Origin of the sequence: Streptomyces sp. NPDC058086 (assembly GCF_042885015.1) — a bacterium.
In the GTDB taxonomy this organism is placed as follows: Bacteria; Actinomycetota; Actinomycetes; order Streptomycetales; family Streptomycetaceae; genus Streptomyces.
In genome coordinates this window covers 42,872-61,310 of the sequence record NZ_JBHVST010000047.1, presented here as the reverse complement: position 1 = coordinate 61,310, position 18,439 = coordinate 42,872, and the positions used below count along the sequence as shown (strand labels likewise).

The 18,439-nt window shown below is 71.6% G+C and carries 12 protein-coding genes and 1 pseudogene; 6 read left to right on the top strand and 7 right to left on the bottom strand.

Annotation, left to right across the window (positions count from 1 at the left end):
* The first annotated feature begins 196 nt into the window (after positions 1-196).
* Positions 197-1,528: a lipopolysaccharide biosynthesis protein gene (locus ACFVWD_RS31065; protein ID WP_389600857.1), complete on the top strand. Its 1,332-nt coding sequence runs from the start codon at positions 197-199 to the stop codon at positions 1,526-1,528.
* Between the two features lie 48 nt (positions 1,529-1,576).
* Here the strand turns inward: ACFVWD_RS31065 and ACFVWD_RS31060 are convergent, their stop codons facing one another.
* On the bottom strand, positions 1,577-2,380 hold the full coding sequence (locus ACFVWD_RS31060) for an FkbM family methyltransferase (protein ID WP_389600856.1): 804 nt from the start codon (positions 2,378-2,380) through the stop codon (positions 1,577-1,579).
* Positions 2,381-2,767: 387 nt separating this feature from the next.
* Between ACFVWD_RS31060 and wecC the strand changes: the two are divergent.
* Positions 2,768-3,946, top strand: a pseudogene (wecC, locus tag ACFVWD_RS31055) (UDP-N-acetyl-D-mannosamine dehydrogenase); the annotation flags it as partial.
* On the opposite strand, the gene wecB reads toward wecC, so the two are convergent.
* Positions 3,848-5,176 carry a non-hydrolyzing UDP-N-acetylglucosamine 2-epimerase gene (gene wecB / locus ACFVWD_RS31050; protein WP_389600854.1) on the bottom strand — a complete coding sequence of 443 codons (1,329 nt, stop codon included), beginning with the start codon at positions 5,174-5,176 and terminating at the stop codon, positions 3,848-3,850. The pseudogene wecC and the gene wecB sit on opposite strands and share 99 nt — an antisense overlap.
* Before the next feature lie 263 nt (positions 5,177-5,439).
* On the opposite strand from wecB, the gene ACFVWD_RS31045 reads away from it, so the two are divergent.
* The gene (locus ACFVWD_RS31045; RefSeq protein ID WP_389600853.1) at positions 5,440-7,737 is read left to right on the top strand and encodes a bi-domain-containing oxidoreductase; all 2,298 of its coding nucleotides are present in this window, start codon (positions 5,440-5,442) and stop codon (positions 7,735-7,737) included.
* Positions 7,635-9,653 carry an asparagine synthetase B family protein gene (locus ACFVWD_RS31040; protein WP_389600852.1) on the top strand — a complete coding sequence of 673 codons (2,019 nt, stop codon included), beginning with the start codon at positions 7,635-7,637 and terminating at the stop codon, positions 9,651-9,653. The genes ACFVWD_RS31045 and ACFVWD_RS31040 overlap by 103 nt, the downstream gene beginning before the upstream one ends.
* On the opposite strand, the gene ACFVWD_RS31035 is transcribed toward ACFVWD_RS31040, so the two are convergent.
* The 5 genes from ACFVWD_RS31035 to ACFVWD_RS31015 form a co-directional block, all read right to left on the bottom strand.
* Positions 9,629-10,891: a hypothetical protein gene (locus ACFVWD_RS31035; RefSeq protein ID WP_389600850.1), complete on the bottom strand. Its 1,263-nt coding sequence runs from the start codon at positions 10,889-10,891 to the stop codon at positions 9,629-9,631. The genes ACFVWD_RS31040 and ACFVWD_RS31035 overlap by 25 nt on opposite strands.
* A 95-nt stretch (positions 10,892-10,986) precedes the next feature.
* On the bottom strand, positions 10,987-12,459 hold the full coding sequence (locus ACFVWD_RS31030; RefSeq protein WP_389600848.1) for a sugar transferase: 1,473 nt from the start codon (positions 12,457-12,459) through the stop codon (positions 10,987-10,989).
* 218 nt (positions 12,460-12,677) lie between these two features.
* A complete protein-coding gene (locus ACFVWD_RS31025; RefSeq protein ID WP_389600846.1) occupies positions 12,678-13,508 on the bottom strand; it encodes a glutaminyl-peptide cyclotransferase in 831 nt (276 codons plus the stop codon).
* Positions 13,501-15,387 (bottom strand): DUF4012 domain-containing protein, encoded by a 1,887-nt coding sequence (locus ACFVWD_RS31020; RefSeq protein WP_389600845.1) that lies wholly within the window; start codon positions 15,385-15,387, stop codon positions 13,501-13,503. The genes ACFVWD_RS31025 and ACFVWD_RS31020 overlap by 8 nt, the downstream gene beginning before the upstream one ends.
* Positions 15,384-15,878: a hypothetical protein gene (locus tag ACFVWD_RS31015; RefSeq protein WP_389600843.1), complete on the bottom strand. Its 495-nt coding sequence runs from the start codon at positions 15,876-15,878 to the stop codon at positions 15,384-15,386. Before ACFVWD_RS31015 ends, ACFVWD_RS31020 begins: the two co-directional genes overlap by 4 nt.
* Before the next feature lie 355 nt (positions 15,879-16,233).
* On the opposite strand from ACFVWD_RS31015, the gene ACFVWD_RS31010 reads away from it, so the two are divergent.
* Together ACFVWD_RS31010 and ACFVWD_RS31005 are read left to right on the top strand one after the other, a co-directional pair.
* Complete coding sequence (locus ACFVWD_RS31010; protein WP_389600841.1) at positions 16,234-17,688, top strand: polysaccharide biosynthesis tyrosine autokinase; 1,455 nt, start codon at positions 16,234-16,236, stop codon at positions 17,686-17,688.
* Positions 17,685-18,299 (top strand): low molecular weight phosphatase family protein, encoded by a 615-nt coding sequence (locus ACFVWD_RS31005; protein ID WP_389600839.1) that lies wholly within the window; start codon positions 17,685-17,687, stop codon positions 18,297-18,299. Before ACFVWD_RS31010 ends, ACFVWD_RS31005 begins: the two co-directional genes overlap by 4 nt.
* The last annotated feature ends 140 nt before the right edge of the window (positions 18,300-18,439 follow it).

Sequence of the window (18,439 nt, the reverse complement as noted above, 5' to 3'; positions counted from 1 at the left end):
GGGACCCGCGTCGGGCGAGGGTGCCGGATCTGCCCCTCCCGTCCGGTCGTTCGCCCTCGCCGTCGGCCACGGAGCACTGCGCCACGTATGCGACGTCCGGCGGGAGCAGCGTGAGGTCCACGCCGGCCGCCCGGGACCGCGGTCGCCGGTGCGCGTGTGCTCGGCGGCGCGTCAGGTCCCAGAGTCCGGACGGCCCATGACGCGGAAGGGGACGAAGCGCATCCCTGCGTCGCGAGTCCCGGCGTCGCTCCGCGGAGAGGCCTCGCTGGCCCTTCTCGGAGTGGTGGGCGGAGCGGTCACCGCGCTTCTGGGCTCACTTCTGGTGGCGCGGCTGCTCGCGCCGACCGAGCGGGGCCACTACGCGTCCATCGTGGTGTTCATGACGCTTGCCCTGACGTGTCTCGAGATGGGCGGTGAGGTGGGGGTCCTCAGAGGCCTCGGGGAGGTGCGGAAGGAAGGGACGTCGTTCTCCGCCGGTTATCTCGCCTGGACGCTCCTGGCCTCCGCGTCGGTGGCCGCCGCCGCGCTCGCGGTGGGCGATTGGACGCCCCCTTGGTTGCAGCCGTCGTGGCTTCTTCCGCCCTGTGCCACCGCCGCCGTCTACGGGGGACTGGTGTTCAGGCTGACGACCGGGATGCTGGTGAGCGGCGGTCGGCTCCGTCGGTTGATCGTGACACGGACCCTCGGGAACTGCGGACCGGTCCTCGGCTGCCTGCTCTGCGTGCCCCTCGGGTTCACCTCGGCCCTGGAGGTGGCCACTGTGTCGTTCGTGGCACAGGCGGTGCTGAACTCCGTTCTCCTGTTCCGTCTCCAGCAGGCCAGGAGATCGCTGCTTCACCTCGCCCGGCATGGACGGGGCAGGGCGGCGTGGCGCCGGAACGTGGCTCTCGTCTGGTGCCGGGGCAACGTGGATCTCCATGTCCTCAACGGGTCCACATACGTCCTGCAGCGTTCCGACCAGATGGGGCTCTCCGTGGTGGGGGCGGACAGGACCCTCGGGATCTACGCCATCGCCACCAATGTTTCGGAGGTCGTCAGCTACCTCCCCGCGGCCCTCTTTCCTCTCGTCTCGCGAGGGCAGCCGGGCCACCCGGTCGACTTGCGGAGGATTTTGCTGCTGCTCGCCCTTTGTGTCGGGGCCTGCACACCGTTGGCCTACTTCGCGCTGCCCCTTGTCTACGGTGAGGCCTATCGGTCGGCTCAGCCCGCGGTCCTCCTCCTGGTGCCGGCCACCGGTGTGCTGGCGGTGGGGCGGCTCTTCCAGGGGGTCGAGCTCCGTGACACCGGACGGCGCAGAACCTTGGCGGTGATTGCCGTGGCAGCCGCGGCGTTCGAGTTCACCGCCGTGTTCCTGTGCGGCGGGGCGGGGCCGGTGGCCGCCGCCCTCGCCTGCGCGGTGGGTTACACCGCCTTCACCGTGTGGATCATGTTGTCCCGCACGACGAGGCGGTCGCTGGGAGCACGGCCCGGCATGGACGCCGTGCCGGTGCAGGGCGGTGCGTCGGCCCGGGACACCGTCGACGGTTGACGGGACCGAGCGCGGTGCCCCCACCGCCGACCCCGGCGACCGGGACTCTCAGGGGCGGGGGCGGGCCAGGGACTCGACGAAGGGAGCGTCGGGCCGACAGGCGGCGAAGTTGTACCCCCGGGTGGGATCGATCTTGAGCGCGGCGATCTCGCGGATCTCCAGCGGGCGGCGCCTGCCGGGTGACATGACCACCATGCCCATGTCCATGAGATGACGGCTGACCTTGCAGGTGGGGTCCTGGCCGTGGTCCTCGAACAGGAAGACGACGTCTCGTTCGGAGAGGGTCTTCCTCGCGCCCTCGACGGCGGGGATCTCGGCGCCTTCCACGTCCAGCTTGACCACCACGGGTCCCGTCAGTCCCGCACAGTGTCGTTCTACGAGCGTGTCTACGGTCAGTGATGCGACGTCGAAGGACCGCCAGCCGTTGCGGCCGACGTCGCCGTCCCTTTCACACACGGACGCCGCCGCATGACACAGATGGTGGCCGACGATCGAGAGCGAGACGTCGTCGCGACCCCACAGGGCCGCGTGGACGAGCGCGACGCCCCCGCCGTTCAGGGCGATGTTGTCCGTCAGCCGGTGGAAGGTCTCCGGGCTCGCTTCCACCGCCACGACGCGTCGGGTCCGATGGCGCGTCAGCACCGACCAGAAGCCGATGTTGGCGCCACAGTCCAAGAAGATCGCCTCGGATGTGAGCACCCTGTCGAGCATGTCCCCGACCTCCGGCTCATAGACGAAACCGGGATCCAGCAGCTTCGTCCAGTAGCCGTCGTCGAGGTGCACGTGCAGCCGTGAATCCTCGCCGATCCGGATGGTGACCCGGTTGTTCGTGTCGAAGTACTTCGACAGCATCCAGGTCAGGCGCTGGACACCCCGATGGCGGATTGGTCTGGCGGCTCGAGCGAGCAACTCCACGGCGATTGCCTGGAGATGGGGCCCGACGCCCCCGCGCACTGTGACCCTGCGGGACCTCTTGCGGTGCGCACGGTATTCCGTCACATTGCTTGCGTGGTTTTCGCGGTTTCCCACCTCGGTGCGACTCATAGGCGCAACGTATCCATGGGCAGGATCACGGTTACCGAAGTTGGCGGGCGGATACAACCGATTCACGCATTCGGCGGATTGGGAACGTGTGGAACAGCGGCCGATCGGTTACATGCCGGTCTTTCACATACCCCGGAGAGAAGCCGTTCTGACACGATGACGAGCTGAATCGCCCGCCGAAAGGAATTCCTTCAGGTGTTCTCCACCGTCTGCGTGGTCGGCCTCGGCTACATCGGCCTCCCCACCGCCGCCGCCCTCGCTACCCATGGCATCGACGTCATCGGTGTCGACGTCAACCCCGCCACCGTCGAACTCATCAACGCCGGCCGTGCCCCCTTCGTCGAACCGGATCTGGCGGTGGCCGTCAGCGGGGCTGTGGCCATGGGCCGACTGCGGGCGACTGGCGCGCCCGAGCCCGCCGACGCCTTCATCATCGCTGTCCCCACGCCGCTCCAGGAGGACCGTACGGCGGACCTGTCGTACGTGCGCAGCGCCGCCGCCTCGGTGGCCGAGGTGCTCAAGGCCGGTGACCTCGTCATCCTCGAGTCGACCTCGCCGCCCGGCACCACCGTGGAGCTGTCCCGGTGGCTGGGCAAGCACCGCCCCGACCTGACCTTCCCCCACGAAGCGGGTGACGCGCCCGACGTACGGGTCGCCCACTGTCCGGAACGTGTCCTGCCGGGCCGGACGATGATCGAGATCGTGACCAACGACCGGGTTGTCGGAGGCGTGGGTGAGGGCTGCGCCGAGCGGGCGCGCACGCTCTACGAGGTGTTCGCCAAGGGGGAGTGCCTGCTCACCGACGCCACGACGGCGGAGATGGCCAAGCTCAGCGAGAACGCCTTCCGGGACGTCAACATCGCTTTCGCCAACGAACTGTCCATGGTCTGCGACCACGTCGGCATCGACGCGGGGGACGTCATCGCCCTGGCCAACCGTCACCCGCGGGTCGACATCCTGCGCCCGGGGCCGGGTGTCGGCGGGCACTGCATCGCCATTGATCCCTGGTTCATCGTCGGCACCGCGCCCCGGCAGTCGCGTCTCATCCGGCTCGCCCGCGAGGTCAACGACGAGCGGCCCGACTATGTGCTCGGCGAGGTCGTCCGGACGGCCGGCCGGTTCAAGGACCCGGTGATCGCCTGCCTCGGTCTGGCCTTCAAGGCGAACATCGACGACCTCCGGGAGAGCCCCGCCCTGCACATCGTCACGCAGCTGGCCGAGCGTCAGCTCGGCCGGCTGCTGGTCGCGGAACCGCACATCAGGGAACTGCCGGACTCACTGGCGCAAACGGGCGTGGCCGAACTCGTCGACGTCACCACCGCGGTGCGGGACGCCGATGTCGTCGTACTGCTCGTGGACCACGATGCCTTCCGAGGCGTCAAACGGACCGCGCTGCGCGGCAAGGCCGTCTTCGACACTCGCGGCATCTGGAGCTGACGCCGAGTCGCCTGCGGAGTCCGGCGCGTCGCCGAACTCCGCAGGGCGCCCGCACAGGCCCATCCAGTGCCCGATCGCCCGTACGGTACGGTCCGCGGCGCGCCCGTCGCCGTACGGGTTCACGGCCTTCGCCATGGCCGCGTATGCCGCACGGTCGTGCAGCAGCAGGCGTACCTGCTTCACGATGTGCTCGCGGTCGGTTCCCACCAGGCGGCTCGTTCCGGCCCGGAGGGCCTCCGGGCGCTCCGTGGTGTCCCGTATGACCAGCACGGGCTTGCCGAGGCCCGGGCCCTCCTCCTGGATGCCTCCGCTGTCGGTCAGGATGATGTGCGCACGGTTCATCAGCCGGGCGAACGCCCCGTAGGCCAGCGGTTCCGTCAGGCGGATGCTGGCGATGTGGGCGACCTGGGGCAGGATCGCCGCCCGTACGACCGGATTGGGGTGCAGCGGGAGCACGATGAGGAGGTCGGGCTCGGCACGCGCCAGATCGGCGAGAGCACTGCCGATGGACTCCATTCCGCCTCCCCATGACTCCCGGCGATGGGCCGTCACCAGCAGGACCCGGCGGGCCGTGTCGTCGAGGTCGGCCAGGGCCGGGTCCCCGTAGTGCGCCTTGCGCCCGACCGCCCAGAGCAGGGCGTCGATGACTGTGTTCCCGGTGACCACGACGGACGACGGGGGGACGCCGTCTCGCAGCAGGTTGTCCCGCGCGTGCGGGGTGGGCGCCAGATGCAGGGAGGCCAGTTGGGTCGCGAGCCGGCGGTTGATCTCCTCGGGGAAGGGCGAGTACCGGTCGCCGGTACGCAGTCCCGCCTCCAGGTGGACCACGGGGATCTGGCTGTAGAAGGCGGCGAGGGCCCCGGCGAACGCGGTCGTGGTGTCGCCCTGGACCAGCACCGCCTCCGGGCGCTCCCGCAGCAGCAGCGGACACAGCCCGTCGAGGACACGCACGGTGATGTCGGCGAGGGACTGGCGTTCGCTGAGGATGTCCAGATCGTGGTCGGCCCGCACGCCGAACAACGCGTGGACCTGGTCGAGCAGTCCGCGGTGCTGGGCGGTCACCGTCACCGTCGGCCGGAATATCGGGGACCGGTCGAGTGCCTCGATGACGGGGGCCATTTTGATGGCCTCCGGTCTCGTTCCGTAGACGACCATCAGTCGCTTCACCCGAATTCTCCTTCCGGGCGGGCACCGGACCGCTGCCGGGGTGGCACCCACCGGTGGCCGTAGTTCCCCGGAGCGAAAGAAGGGCTCGCCGGGCACCAGGGAATCGGTATTCCGCGACAACGCCCACCATGCCAGTGGCATGTTCACCCGGCCGTATGGAGATGTTCGTCCGTCTGGTCCGTTCCGCGTGAGAAGTGCATGTGCCGGTGATTTGCCCTCCCTACAGTGCGCTGGGCCGCGATCCCTCCCCGTAAAGGCAGGAAATGAAAACAGTCCTCCTGTCCCCGCGCACCGGCGCCATCACGGTGGGAGAAATTCCCGCCCCCGAAGCAGCCGCCGGTGTGGTGGTGATCCGCAACGACTGGTCGCTCATCAGCGCGGGTACGGAACGGGCCACCGTCTCGACCGGCGCGCAGAGCCTGCTCGGCAAGGCGAGACAGCGGCCCGAGCAGGTGGCGCAGGTGCTCGACAGCGTGAAGCGAACGGGCCTCGTCGAGACCTACCGGACGGTCCAGGACCGCCTGGACCGTCCGGTGCAGCTCGGGTACTCCTGCGCGGGCACGGTCCTGCGGACGGGCGAGGGGGTCGACGACATCCGCCCCGGGATGCGGGTGGCTGCCGCCGGGGCCCGCTACGCGTCGCACGCGGAGATCGTCGCCGTGCCCCGCAACCTTGTCGTCCCGGTGCCGGACGCCGTGGACACCCAATGGGCCGCCTTCGCCACGGTCGGCGCGATCGCGCTTCAGGGCATCCACCAGGCCGAAGTGGTGCCGGGCTCACGGATCGCCGTCATCGGCCTCGGCCTGGTCGGCCAGATCACGCTCCAACTGCTGCGCGCCTACGGATACGACGGGGTGGGTATCGATCCCGACCCCGCCATGGTGGCGCTAGCCGAGTCGGCGGGTCTTGTGGCCTTCCCGCGGGAGGCGGCCGGCCTGCCCGGCGACGTCTCCCGGCACTGGGCAGGCGCCGACGCGGACGCGGTGCTCATCACCGCCGCCACGTCCAGCTCCGACCCCGTCGAGTTCGCCGGCCTCCTCGCCCGTGACCGCGCCACCGTGGTGGTCGTCGGTGACGTCAAAGTAGCACCGCCACGATCGTCCTACTACCACAAGGAATTGACGATCCGTTATGCGCGGTCCTACGGCCCCGGCCGGTACGACGCACGCTTCGAAGAGGACGGCCATCCGTACCCGGAGGGCTATGTCCCGTGGACAGAACGGCGCAACCTCGCCGAGGTGCTGCGGCTCCTGGCGACGGGCGCGGTGGACTTCGCCCGGCTCAAGCCGCGGGTCTTCGCCGTCGAGGACGCGGCGGGCGCGTACGAGGCGCTGAAACCGTCGGCCGCCGGACGCAGCGTCGCCCTGCTGCTGCGCTACTCCGCAACCGCGCAGCTCCCGTCCCGGCCGGCTCCGGAGGCGGGCTCCCGCACCTGGACCGCCCCTCGCGGCACCTTGCGGCTCGCGGCGATCGGCGCCGGCAACTTCGCCACGCGGACGCTCTTCCCGGAGCTGGAACGGGAACCCGGCGTCGCGTTCTCGTGGGTCGCCGGCGGACGGGGGCTGTCCGCCGCGCACCAGGGCCGACGGTGGGGTTTTCGTACCGTGGCCGAGAGCGTCGACACCGGCCTCGCCTCGGGCGACGCGGACTGCGTGATGGTGCTCAGCCGCCATGACAGCCACGGACAGTATGCGGCGCGGGTGCTGCGCGGGGGTGCCGCCCTGTACTGCGAGAAGCCGCTGGGCCTGACGGAGACGGAGCTGGAGGATGTCGCCGACGCCTGGCTGATTTCCGGCGCCCCGGCGATGGCGGGGTTCAACCGGCGGTTCGCCCCCTCGGTGCGGGACCTTCGCGCCGTGCTCCCCACGGGCGCGCCCCTCCAGGTCGTCCACCGGGTGTTCGCGGGCCGGCTCCCGGCCGACCACTGGTACTTCGACCCCGGGCAGGGTGGCCGGCTGCTCGGCGAGGTGTGCCACTTCATCGACACCGCGGGCTTCCTGGTCCCCGGCAGGCCAGTCGATGTGCGGGCGGTCGGCGTGGATACGCGGGACCCCGCCGCCGCGCAGAGCCTCACCCTGCAGATCACCTACGACGACGGGTCGGCTGCCTCCATCGTGTACGGGGGGCTGACGCCGCCCGGCGCGCCCAAGGAACTCCTGGAAGTGGCCACCGACCGGGTGGCGGCCAGAATCGACGACTTCCGCTCGCTCACCGTGTGGAAGGGGGGCAGGGCGGTCACGACGAAGTACCGGGGCGGTCCGAAGGGACACGCGGCCGAGATGCACTCCCTCGTCCGACTCGTCCGGGGCGAGCCCCTCGGCGAGGAGACCGCTGCCGCCGCCGACTTCGCCTCGGCGCTGTGGAGTTCCCTCGTCGCCTGTCGTGCCGCCCGCTCGCTCACGGAGGATGGCGTCGTGGCGACCGCCCCCCGCACACCGGCTCTGGCCAGGGCACTGGGGTGTCCGTCGCCCGGTCCCAGCGCTGCGGGCGCCGTGCCGAAACCGGGTGGGCAGGCCGCGTACCGGGCCGGTGGTTCTTCCTCGACCACGGCGGCGCGCTGATGTGCGGTTTCGTCGTCCTGCTGAACGACACCGCGCGCCATCTGCCGCCATCGCACGGGGACCCGTGCGCGGCGCTCGCGCACCGCGGCCCCGACGCGAGCGGACACCTGGACCTCGGCGGTGGCAATTGGCATGCGGCGCTGCACTTCCGCCGCCTGGCCGTGGTGGACCTCGATCCGAGGAGCGACCAGCCCTTCGGCTCCCCGAAGCGGGGCGTGATGGTCTACAACGGCGAGATCTACAACGCTTTATACCTGCGCGAGGTGCTGCGGAAGCGGCATGTGACGTTCACGACCGAGGGCGACACCGAGGTTCTCTACGAACTGCTGCTGCAGCCGGACGCACCACGGCTGCTCGACCAGGTGGACGGCATGTTCGCCTTCGCCCTCCTCCTGCCCGACGGCGAGCTTCGCTACGGGCGTGACCGACTGGGCGTGAAACCGCTGTACGCGGCGGTGGACGCGGCGGGCCGCACGGTCGCGCTCGCCAGTGAGATCGAACCGCTGCGGGCAGCCGGGCTGACCGGCGACGTCGACCCCGTCGCGGTGGCGCAGGGCGCCATGTTCCTGTGGACGCCGCCGCCGCGGACCGGCTGGCAGCGCGTTCGTGCCGTACCGGCCGGGACGGTGCTGTCCCGGCGCGCTCCCGGCTATGACACGGCGTCACCCTGGTGGCGGGCCGGTGCCGCGATGCCCGCCGAGGACATCGGTGCCGCGGTCCGCGCGTCGGTCGCCCGGCAGGTGCGCGCGGACGTGACGGTGGGGCTGTTGCTGAGCGGAGGGCTGGACAGCACCTGGCTGGGCGTGGAGATGAGCAGGGAGGGCTTCGCCGGACCCGCCTTCGCCGCCAGAGCACGCACCACGGCGCCCACCGCGGAGCCGTTCGAGGACGATGCCCCCTACGCCGCCCGGGTCGCCCGACGGCTGGGCCTGCCGCTGACGTGGGTCGACCTGGACGTCGACGTACTGCGCCGGATCCCGGAGCTGGTCACCGCCATGGAGCTCCCTTTCGGGGACCCGGCCGCCGTCACCCTCATACAGCTCTCCCGCGCCGCCTGCGGTGAGGCGACCGTGCTGCTGTCGGGGCTCGGCGTCGAGGAACTCTTCCTCGGCTACGAGCGCTACCAGGCCGTGCTGCTGCTGCAACGGCTTCCCGCGTGGGCGCGCCCCGCCCTCGGCGCCACCACCGTGGTTCCCGGACCCCGGCGCTACCGGGGCCGTGTCGACAAGTTCGGGCGGCTGCTCCAGCTCGGCCCCCGCGACTGGTCGTGGGCGACTCAGGCGTACTACTCGGGGCGGGAGTGGGCGGCGCTGTCGCCGTTCATCGGACTGGAGGCGGTCACCGAGCGGCATCGCGAGGTGGCGGGCGGCGTGCTCGACGCGGGCGGGACGCCCCTCTCGGCGCTGGCGGAGTGCGACCGGCGACTGTTCCTGCCGGGGCTGAACCTGCTGTACGGCGACCGCGCGTCGATGCGGGCGAGCGTCGAGCTGCGGGTGCCGTTCCTGGGGGAGCCGGTGGTGGCCGCCGCCCTCGGCGCCGTCGCGGAGGAGCAGCTGCAGCTCGGCGACGGCAAGGCGCGCTTCCGCGCGGCGGCGGTGGCGTCCGGTGTGCCGGAGTTCGTCGCCAGGCGCCCCAAGACGGGGTTCGGGGCGCCGGTGCGGTCGCTGCTGCGCGAGCACGGTGACCGTCTGTGGGCCGAGGTACGGCGCTCCCCGCTGTTCGACGACGTCTTCGACCGGCGGACCGCCGACCGCCTCGTCGCCGAACACGTCCGGGGCCGGCGCGACCGGGGACTCGCCGTGTTCGGGCTGTTCTGCGCGGCCGTGTGGTGGGAGCGAAACGCGACGGGAGGGGCGGGAGGCGCGGGGCGGACCGCGGACGTCCTGTCGGGCTACGAGGCGGCCGTCGTCGGCTGAGCGGCCGGGGTGGCGGGGTGCCGGCCGCCCGGCAGGACGGCGTGGAGGGCGGTCAGGGCGTCCAGCAGGGGAGCGGCGCTCCACCGGGGCGACTCCCACAGGGACCTGTTCCGCGGGGAGCCGCCGGCCCGTGTGTCCGCGCCGAGACCGGGGTAGCGGTCCACGACGGCGGCCAGCACGGCCCGGGGGAAGTCGATCCGGACAAAGCCGTGATGGGCCGCCCACGCCGCCATCCGTACCGCTGTCGCGTCGTTGTTCGGGTCCCGTCTGTTCCGGCCGTCCGCGAAGTAGCGGGGCAGGGGGCCGTCGAACAGGTGCCGCAGGTAGTGGTCCACTCCCCGTTCGAGGGGGCGCCGGACGTCAACGTCGAGCAGCGTTCCCGCCTGTTCGAGGCGCAGCAGCACGTACCCCGTGTGGAAGCCGTCCACCCAGCCCAGCCGCGGGCCCCGCCCGTAGGGCCACGAGCCGTCGGGGCGCTGACCGTTCAGGCTCACCTCGACGGCACCGCGGGCGGCATCGACCAGGCGGTCCGCCAGTTCGCCCGGCAGCGTCCCGATGCATGCCAGGCGGCCGGCGAGCGCGGCACCCATGAGGTTGGCGTTGTGGACGAGGACGTCACTGGCGGGTGTGTAGGTGAAGAACTCGCCGTTGTGCAGGTGTTCCAGGAGCCCGTGAGCGAGGGTCCGTACCGCCTCGTCGCCGAGCGTCCCGGTGTCCAGACAGCCGTCCGCGCAGAAGGTGGTGGCCACGAGGTTCGGGCGGGAGGCGGGGTAGTACGCCCAGCGGGTCTGCACGTCGAACTCGTAACGCCACAGCCCGGCCCAGCGCCCGGACAGCTGCTCGGCGGCCGCCGACCGGCCCAGTCGGAGGGCGCGCTCCCGCCACACGGGGGAGGCCGAGAGCCTGGCGCAGGCGCCGGCCGCGGTTCCGGCGGCCGTCGCGGTGCGCAGCGGGTGAATGCCCAGGGCCGGACGCAGGTCGATCCGGCTGCGTTTGACGGTCTGCAGGAGCACCTGCCGAAGCACACGGTGCACGGCCAGCCGTCCCAGCGGGCCGGTCAGCCCGTCGTACGGGTCCGGGCCCGCCCAGTCGCGGGCGTCGGCCCACCCGAAGAGCCGGTCCGCCAGGGCGAGCACGTCCGTGGCCTCCAGCGGCGAGCCGAGGCGGTCCCCCGGGGCGTGGTGGTCAGGTCCGAAGCGGTCCCGGGGTGAGTGGGCGGTGGGGGTTCCGGGCGGCATGAGCCCTCCAGGGGGATCGCCGGTGCTGGTGGATGCCGTGGACATCAGTGGATGTCGTCGGTGCTGTCGGGCGTGGTGGCGGGTCGGGCAGTTGCTCAGTAGGCGCCCCTGCCCGCCACGACAGCGCCCACGGTCCGGCACAGCACCTCGAGGTCCCCCGACGGGGACCAGTTGTCCACGTACCTGAGGTCCAGGGCGACCGTCTCGTCCCAGGAGAGGTCCGAGCGGCCGCTGACCTGCCACAGGCCGGTGAGTCCCGGCTTGACGACCAGCCGGCGCCGCTCCACCTCGTCGTAACCGGCGGCCTCGTCGGGCAGCGGCGGTCGCGGACCGACCAGGGACATGTGTCCCCGCACCACGTTGAACAGCTGGGGCAGTTCGTCCAGGGAGGAGCGGCGCAGCACCCGGCCGACGCGGGTGATCCGCGGATCACGGCGGATCTTGAACATTCGGCCGTCCTGCTCGTTGGTCCCGGTCAGCTGATGCCTCAGCCGCTCCGCGTCGACGACCATGGTGCGGAACTTGGCCATGGTGAACGGTTTTCCGCCGCGTCCGATGCGCGTCTGCCGGTGCACGGCGGGCCCCGGGGAGTCCATCCGTACGGCGAGGGCCACCGTCACGAACACCGGGGCCAGCAGCATGATCAGCAGCGCCGCGCCCAGCCGGTCCGTCACCGACTTGAGCAGCGTCGCAAGCCCCCGCCTCAGGGGCGGGGCCACGGCCAGCATGGTGAGCCCGGCCACGGAGAGGACGCCCACCCGGCGCCCGGCGACCTCGGTCAGCCCCGGTACGACCACGAGCGGGCACTCCTCGCCGTGCAGGGCCCACGACAGCCGCCGCAGGCGCGTTCCGTTCATGTACGGTCCCGGCACGACGAGGACCACGTCCGCGTGGAGCCGCCGGGCCGCATCCAGTACCGGGGCGGAGTCGGCCGACGGGCGTGGCGGTGCCTGCCGGCCGATACGGGTGGCGACCGGGGCCAGTGTGTGCGGGTCCTCGTCGCCGATCGGGCACACCCCGACGACGACGAACTCGTGGTCGGTCCGCTTCGCGAGGTGGCTCACCAGACCGTCGAGGGCGTCGGCCTCCCCGATCACCAGGGCCCTGCGGACGGTCCGGCCGTCGCGGCGTCGGGCGACCAGGTGACGGTGGATCAGATTCTGTACGGCGGCGCTCGACGGGGCGCAGGGCACCAGGGCGGCCAGCGCAAGGAGGAACGGGGACTCCTCGCCTGTCGCAGCCCGTACCACCGCGAGCAGTCCGATCAGCACCAGCCAGTCCTGCACCGCGGGGCCGATGTTGTCGCGTTCACCGAGACGGGGCTCGCCGTAGCGGTCCCGTGCGGCGCGCACGAGCAGCCAAGCTGCGGCCGCCACCATCGCGTAGGCCACGGCATGCGTGCCGCCGGTCAGCGTGAAGGCCAGATACACCGGCACGGCGGCGCCGGTCACGTCGCCGATGACGGCGGCCGGCGCGTACCACACGGGCTTGCCGGCGCGGCGCCCGGTCGGCGGCTGCTCCCGGATGACCTGTCTCTGCGCAGGTCTTGCCACTGGTACGTGGGGCATAGTCTCCCCGAACAGCCACATTCGCCCTCCAAGCGCATCAAAAAAGGACTATTCGAGTGTGAACGGCTGCCCGGTGAACAGCGGGGCGCGACGCTGGGCTTCGAGCAACTCTCACCCGATGAGCAGAGCTCCATGCCTCGTGCATATGCGGAAATCAGGGCCGGGAGGCGAGGGGTCCACGGGAGGGCACTGAAGAGGTGTGCGGAGCCGCCCGTCCGTCAGGCCGGGGCCAGCGCGACGCGGAACATTCTGGGCCAGAACTTCCCGGTGATCAGGAACTGACGGGTGCCGGGGACCGCCGCGATACCGTTCAGCGCGGCCCCCGGGGCGAGTTCGTCGTCGCGCAGCAGGCCCGAGGCGTCGATGCTCGCCGTCACCGCTCCGGTGACGGGATCGATGCGCACGATCCGGTCGGTGAAGAGCACGTTCGCATACACAGCGGCACCGACGCACTCCAACTCGTTCAGCTCCGTCAGCGGCCGGCCCCCTTCGGTCACGGCGACCTCGCCCGTCTTCGCGAGCGACCTGGGGTCACGGAACGTCAGCCGTGACGAGCCGTCGCTGGTCACCAGCCGGTGCCGGGCCCGCTCGAGGCACACGCCCCAGCCGTCGTCCTGGTAGGGGACGCGACGCAGTTCCTTGAGCGTCCTGGCGTCGCGCTCGATGGCGGTCCGGTTGCGCCAGGTGAGCTGCCACAGGGTTCGGCCGAGCACGGTGATGCCCTCACCGAACAAGGGTGCGGGGAGTGCCGTGCGGACCGCGGGCTTCTTGCCCAAAGGCCCTGCCCGTACCGAGGACCGGCCGGAGATGCCGGTGCCTTCGTAGAGCGTGTCGCCGGCCATCTCGAGGCCCTGGGTGAACGCTCGCGGGTCGTGCGGAAAGGTCTTGAGCACCTTGACCCGCAGGTGCTCGACCCGGTGCGCGGCGACCCGCCGCCCACCCGCGGCCCCGCCTGCCGGATCGTCCGGGGCGTGCTCTCCCGCCGCGCACGACGCGAGCAGCAGCACCCCCAGGAGCACCGCCCCGGAGCGGCGCAGGCGCTCAGACACCGCAGGCACCGACCGGTTTCAGTGTGGCTCGCAGTGGCGTCACCAGGGACTGTCGCAGAAGGACCGGGGCGCGGTCCGCGTGCGGCTCCAGCAGGTGCAGCACCAGCGTGTGGCTGGAGTGGGCGGGCAGCTCCAGGTCCAGCGTGTACACGGAGTGGCCGCGTTCGACGCCGGGCGCGAGCTGCGCCGGACGGCCGTCCAGGGTGGCGCCGTCCAGGGTGGCGCCGACGCCCGCGTAGTACGACACCAGGAGCCGGTTGTCACCCGGCCGGGTGCGGTAGGGCGGGGAGTCCTCCCGCAGGGTGACGTAACCGGGCAGTCCGGAGACCGGGGCCCGGTTGGTCAGGGTCACGGTCGCGGTGACCGGGCGGTCGCCGCGGGAGCAGCCGTTCGCTTCCCAGACCAGGCTCCGGTCGAGGTAGTAGTCCAGTTTGGAGCCGGCCGCGTTGTTCACCACCAGCCCCGCGAAGGGGCCGGGAGTGTCCGGGAGCGCGCCCGAGTAGGAGCGCGACTCGAGGAGACGTTGCTCCGCCGCATGCGCGCTCCACACCTTCAGCCGTCCGTCCCGCTGGACGTCGTTCAGGGCGGCGAGCAGGGCGGGAAGCCGGCGCATGTCGCCGGTCGCGGAGATCAGGGGCCCGGCGGCGGCGCGGGCCGCCTCGACGAAGAACGCCTTGCGCCGGGCGACGTCGTCGTACATCGCGTAGCTGGCCCGTTCGGTGAGGTCCACGACGTTGTCGGCGGTCAGCTCGGTGCCGTCCGCCATGCGGGCCGGGCCGGTGACGCGCAGCAGACGGCTCAGCGTGGCGGGGTCGACGGCGAACACTCCGTCCACGCGCTCGCCGGTGTGTTCGCGCCACGCCGCGGCCCAGATGCGGGCCGCGTAGGGGAAGTGCGGGCTCATGTTGGAGTTGGCCCACACGCGGGTGGGCTCGCTGCCCTGGTAGCGGGCCGTGAAGTCGGCTCCCAGGTCGAGGTCCGTCTTCGTCGTGGCCATCTCGGTGTTGTTGCCGAACCGCTCGAAGGACAGATGACCCCGGTCGGCCGACAGCACTGCGAAAGCCCCCGGAACGCCCCCGGTGCCACGCGCCTCGGCGATGTTCTGGAACGCGAGGAAGTAACGCCGTTCCCCTTGAGTGCCGAGCAGGGGCGGCAGGACGCGGGCCGCCAGTGAGGCGTCGGTCATCACCGGGCCGAGGCGGTCGATCTGCCGCGCGAGCCCGGCCCGGGCCCGGTCGACCGCCGGCAACCAGGTGGACCGGGGCAGCCCGTGCACGTCGGCCTGCACCTCGGCCGCGGCGCGGGCGGCCCGGACGACTTCCGGCGCGTGCTTCTGCAAGGTCATCAGGGCCTCGGACATCCCGTCACCGCGGCCGTCCGGCGTGGCTGGTGGCAGCGCTCGCACCAGCGGGGACAGCACATCGCCGGCCAGCCGGTCGGCCGCGTACGCGGCCCCGCGCACGGTCCTGACCGGGCCGCCGAAGAAGGGCAGCGCGGCTGCGGGGTACCAGGCCGGGCCGGTGGTGAGGCGATGAGCCCGAGCGGCGTGGGCGGCGGCGGAAAGCACTTCCCGTTCCCGCTCCTGGGCGGACGCGGGCCCGGCACCGGAGGCGGCGCCGGGCCCGGGCGCCACCGACTGCCGAAGCGCGTCGAGGTCCCGCCCGGCCGCGATCAACTCCGAACGGGCGAGCAGCCCGGTGACACCGATCCAGACGGCGCCGGCCAGGGGGAGCGCCGCGGCGGCCAGCAGGGTGTTCCTGAGTACGCGACGGCGGCCCGGTGCCCTCTCGCGGGAGTGGCCGGGCCCGCGCATGCGGAAGGCGTCTCGGCCGGGGCCGGGACGCCTTGATTCCGCCGTGCCGATGTCCTGCTCCGTCATGAACTGCGGCGACGGCGCACGGCCAGCATCGTGCCCCCGCCCGCCGCGACCAGCCCCGCCGCGGTGCCGCCCAGCGCCAGGGCCTTTTCATTGCCTGTTTCTGCGAGGCCTGGGCGGTGATGGGGGTTCCACGAGTCGCCGGGTTCGCTGCCTGGCCGGCCGAGCCTGCCCTGCACGTTGATGCCGACGGAAAGCGTCAGGTCGGGGTGGCGGGCGCTCAGTTTGAACGTGTGGCCGCCCAGCACGGCGTGCCTGGGGATGGTCACCTTGCCTGTGACGACTCCTGTCCTGGTCGCCCTGTACCTGCCCAGGACGACTTCATTGGAGAACAGCGACGCGGTGACCAGCTGCCTGGCGCCGAAGCCGGTGCCGACGAAGGTCAGTGCACCTCCGGCGGGCAGCGTGGTGCGGCTGAGGGTGAGACGCGGGGGCGGTGGCGGGTACTGCGCATGGGCGGTCTGCGCCCCCACCAGCGGTGCCGCGACGAGCACGGCAGCTGATCCTGCCGATGCCAGAGCAACCCGCCATCTGGGCGATGTCGTCATCTTCTTCTTCACTCTCCTCGACTTCAGTCCGGGCCAAGCCGCAGCGTCGGCCGTGAGCAAGATCTGGGTACCAACATCTAGATACATGGAATAAATGGGACATATAGCCATCGACTGGCGTGACGCCGGGCAGAAGCCACCGGATGGTGGAGTACTCGCTTCCCGGATGGCCCACGTTCGGCGGGCCGACACAGGGGTGGCTCCCCCGGTTGACGCGCGCGAGTCCCTATCGTCGGCTGCGTACATAGGGAACAGAACATTCCATTTCGGGTGGTTCCCTCGGTCCCATGAGGGGTGCAGCTTGGATCTCCACGGATTCCTGAAGGCTCTTGCCAGACGCTGGCCGACCGTCGTGGTCTGTCTCGTTCTCGCGACCGGGGCGGCGCTCGGCGCGACGAGCTTGAGTACACCCGTCTACGAGGCGAGGACCCAGCTCTTCGTCGCCACCCGCACCGGCGACGACACCGCCCAGTTGAACCAGGGGCAGAGCTTCTCGCAGGCGCGCGTTCAGTCGTACGCCGCGATCGTGACCACCCGTCAGGTGACCCGGCCCGTGGTGAAGGAGCTGCGACTGCGCACCACTCCGGAGGAACTGGCGTCGCGGATCACCGCCGTCGCCCCGCTCAACACCGTGCTCATCGACATCACCGTCCGGGACACCGAGCCCAAGCGTGCGGCACGCATCGCCAACGCCGTGGCGCAGCGGTTCAGCGCGGTCGTCGAGCGACTGGAGGCGCCCAAGCGCCCGCCCGGCTCGGAGCGGTCAGGAAAGAGCCTCCGTACGGGCGACGGCACCTCGCCCGTCTCCCTGGGCGTCACCCAGGAAGCTGTCGCCCCCATCGGCCCGGTCTCGCCCCGCCCGCTGCTGAACCTGGCCGCAGGAGTGCTCGGCGGCCTGCTGCTCGGTGCCGGACTCGTCGCCCTGCGCGAGACCCTCGACACCACGCTCAAGACCAGCGAGGCGCTGGGCGAGTTCACCGCGCTGCCGGGTCTCGGCGCCATCCCGTACGACAGGAACGTCCCCAGGCAACCGCTCGTCAGCGCCGACGGGCACTCCCACCGTGCCGAGGCCTTCCGCAAGTTGCGTACCAACCTGCAGTTCTCCCAGGTCGACGAGCCGCCCCGGATCATCGCGGTGACAAGTTCGGTGCCTGGTGAGGGCAAGACCAACACCGCGGTGAACCTCGCCCTCTCGCTCGCCGAGGCAGGTCTCTCCACCTGCCTCGTGGACGGCGACCTGCGCCGACCGTGCGTGGCCTCGACCTTCGGTCTCGTCCAGGACGCCGGTCTGACCACCGTGCTCATCGGACAGGCCCGTATCGAGGACGTGATGCAGCAGGCCGGCGGCCGGCTCTCGGTTCTCGCCAGCGGCGCCGTACCGCCGAATCCCACGGAACTGCTCGCCTCGGCGCGCATGGAAGAGGTACTGCGCGAACTGGCGGACACCTACGAGGTCGTGATCGTCGACACCGCGCCGCTGCTGCCGGTCGCCGACACCCTCGGACTCGCCTCCTTCGCCCAGGGCGCACTGCTCGTCGTGCGCGCCGCGAAGACCAGCCGGGAACAGGTCCGCACCGCCGCGGAATCGCTGGACCGCGTGAGTGTCCGCGTCCTCGGCACCGTCTTCAACATGGCTCCGGTGCCCCGGGGCAATCGCTACGGCACCTACGGGTCGTACGGCGAGCTGCCCGCTCCTCGTGTGTCGGACCCCCGGAAGGAGGCCGCCGCGGCGGCACGTCTCGCGGGCGAGAAATGACCCAGGTCCTGTTCGTCTGCACGGGCAACGTGCACCGCTCGGTGCTCGCCGAACGGCTGCTGGCCGCGAGGCTTCCGCCCGGTTCGGCGATCCGGCCGAAGAGCGCCGGAACGCACGCCCGGCCCTGGTCCGGCATGGAGGCCTCCACCAGGGCGGTGCTGGAGGAACTGGGCGGTGAGGGCTCCGGCTTCGCGGCCCGCCCGCTCAGCGCACAGCTCGTCGCGGAAGCAGCGCTGGTCCTCGGGCTCGCGCACGAACACCGGGAGGCCGCCGTACGGCTCGTGCCGACGGCGCTGCGGCGCTGCTTCACCCTGAAGGAGTTCGTACGTCTCGCTGTGGGGGGAGTCGACACGGTGCGGGGCGGGGAAGGTACGGCGACCACGCATGGCGATGTACCGGATGGGCAAGTCCCGCCGGCCGTGGACGGTTTCGACGTCGTGGTCGCGGCCACCGCCGGCCGTCGGGGTGCCGTCGCCCCGGTCCCGCCGGCCGAGGACGACATCTCGGACCCGTGGGGGAGGCCCCACTCCGTGCTGTACGAGTGCGCCCGCGAGATCGACGGGACGGTGAGCACACTCGCCCGGTTGCTGGGCGGCGGAGCGAGCCTCTGAGCCGAAGGTCCTTCCGGACGCGATTCGGCTTCTGGGTCACCCTGGCCGACAGTGTGGGAGCCACGGTCGATGGGGAATGGCAGGGTCTCTCAGAGGCCGCGTGACACGCCTGCGATCGCTGTATGGACAATCGGGCCGAA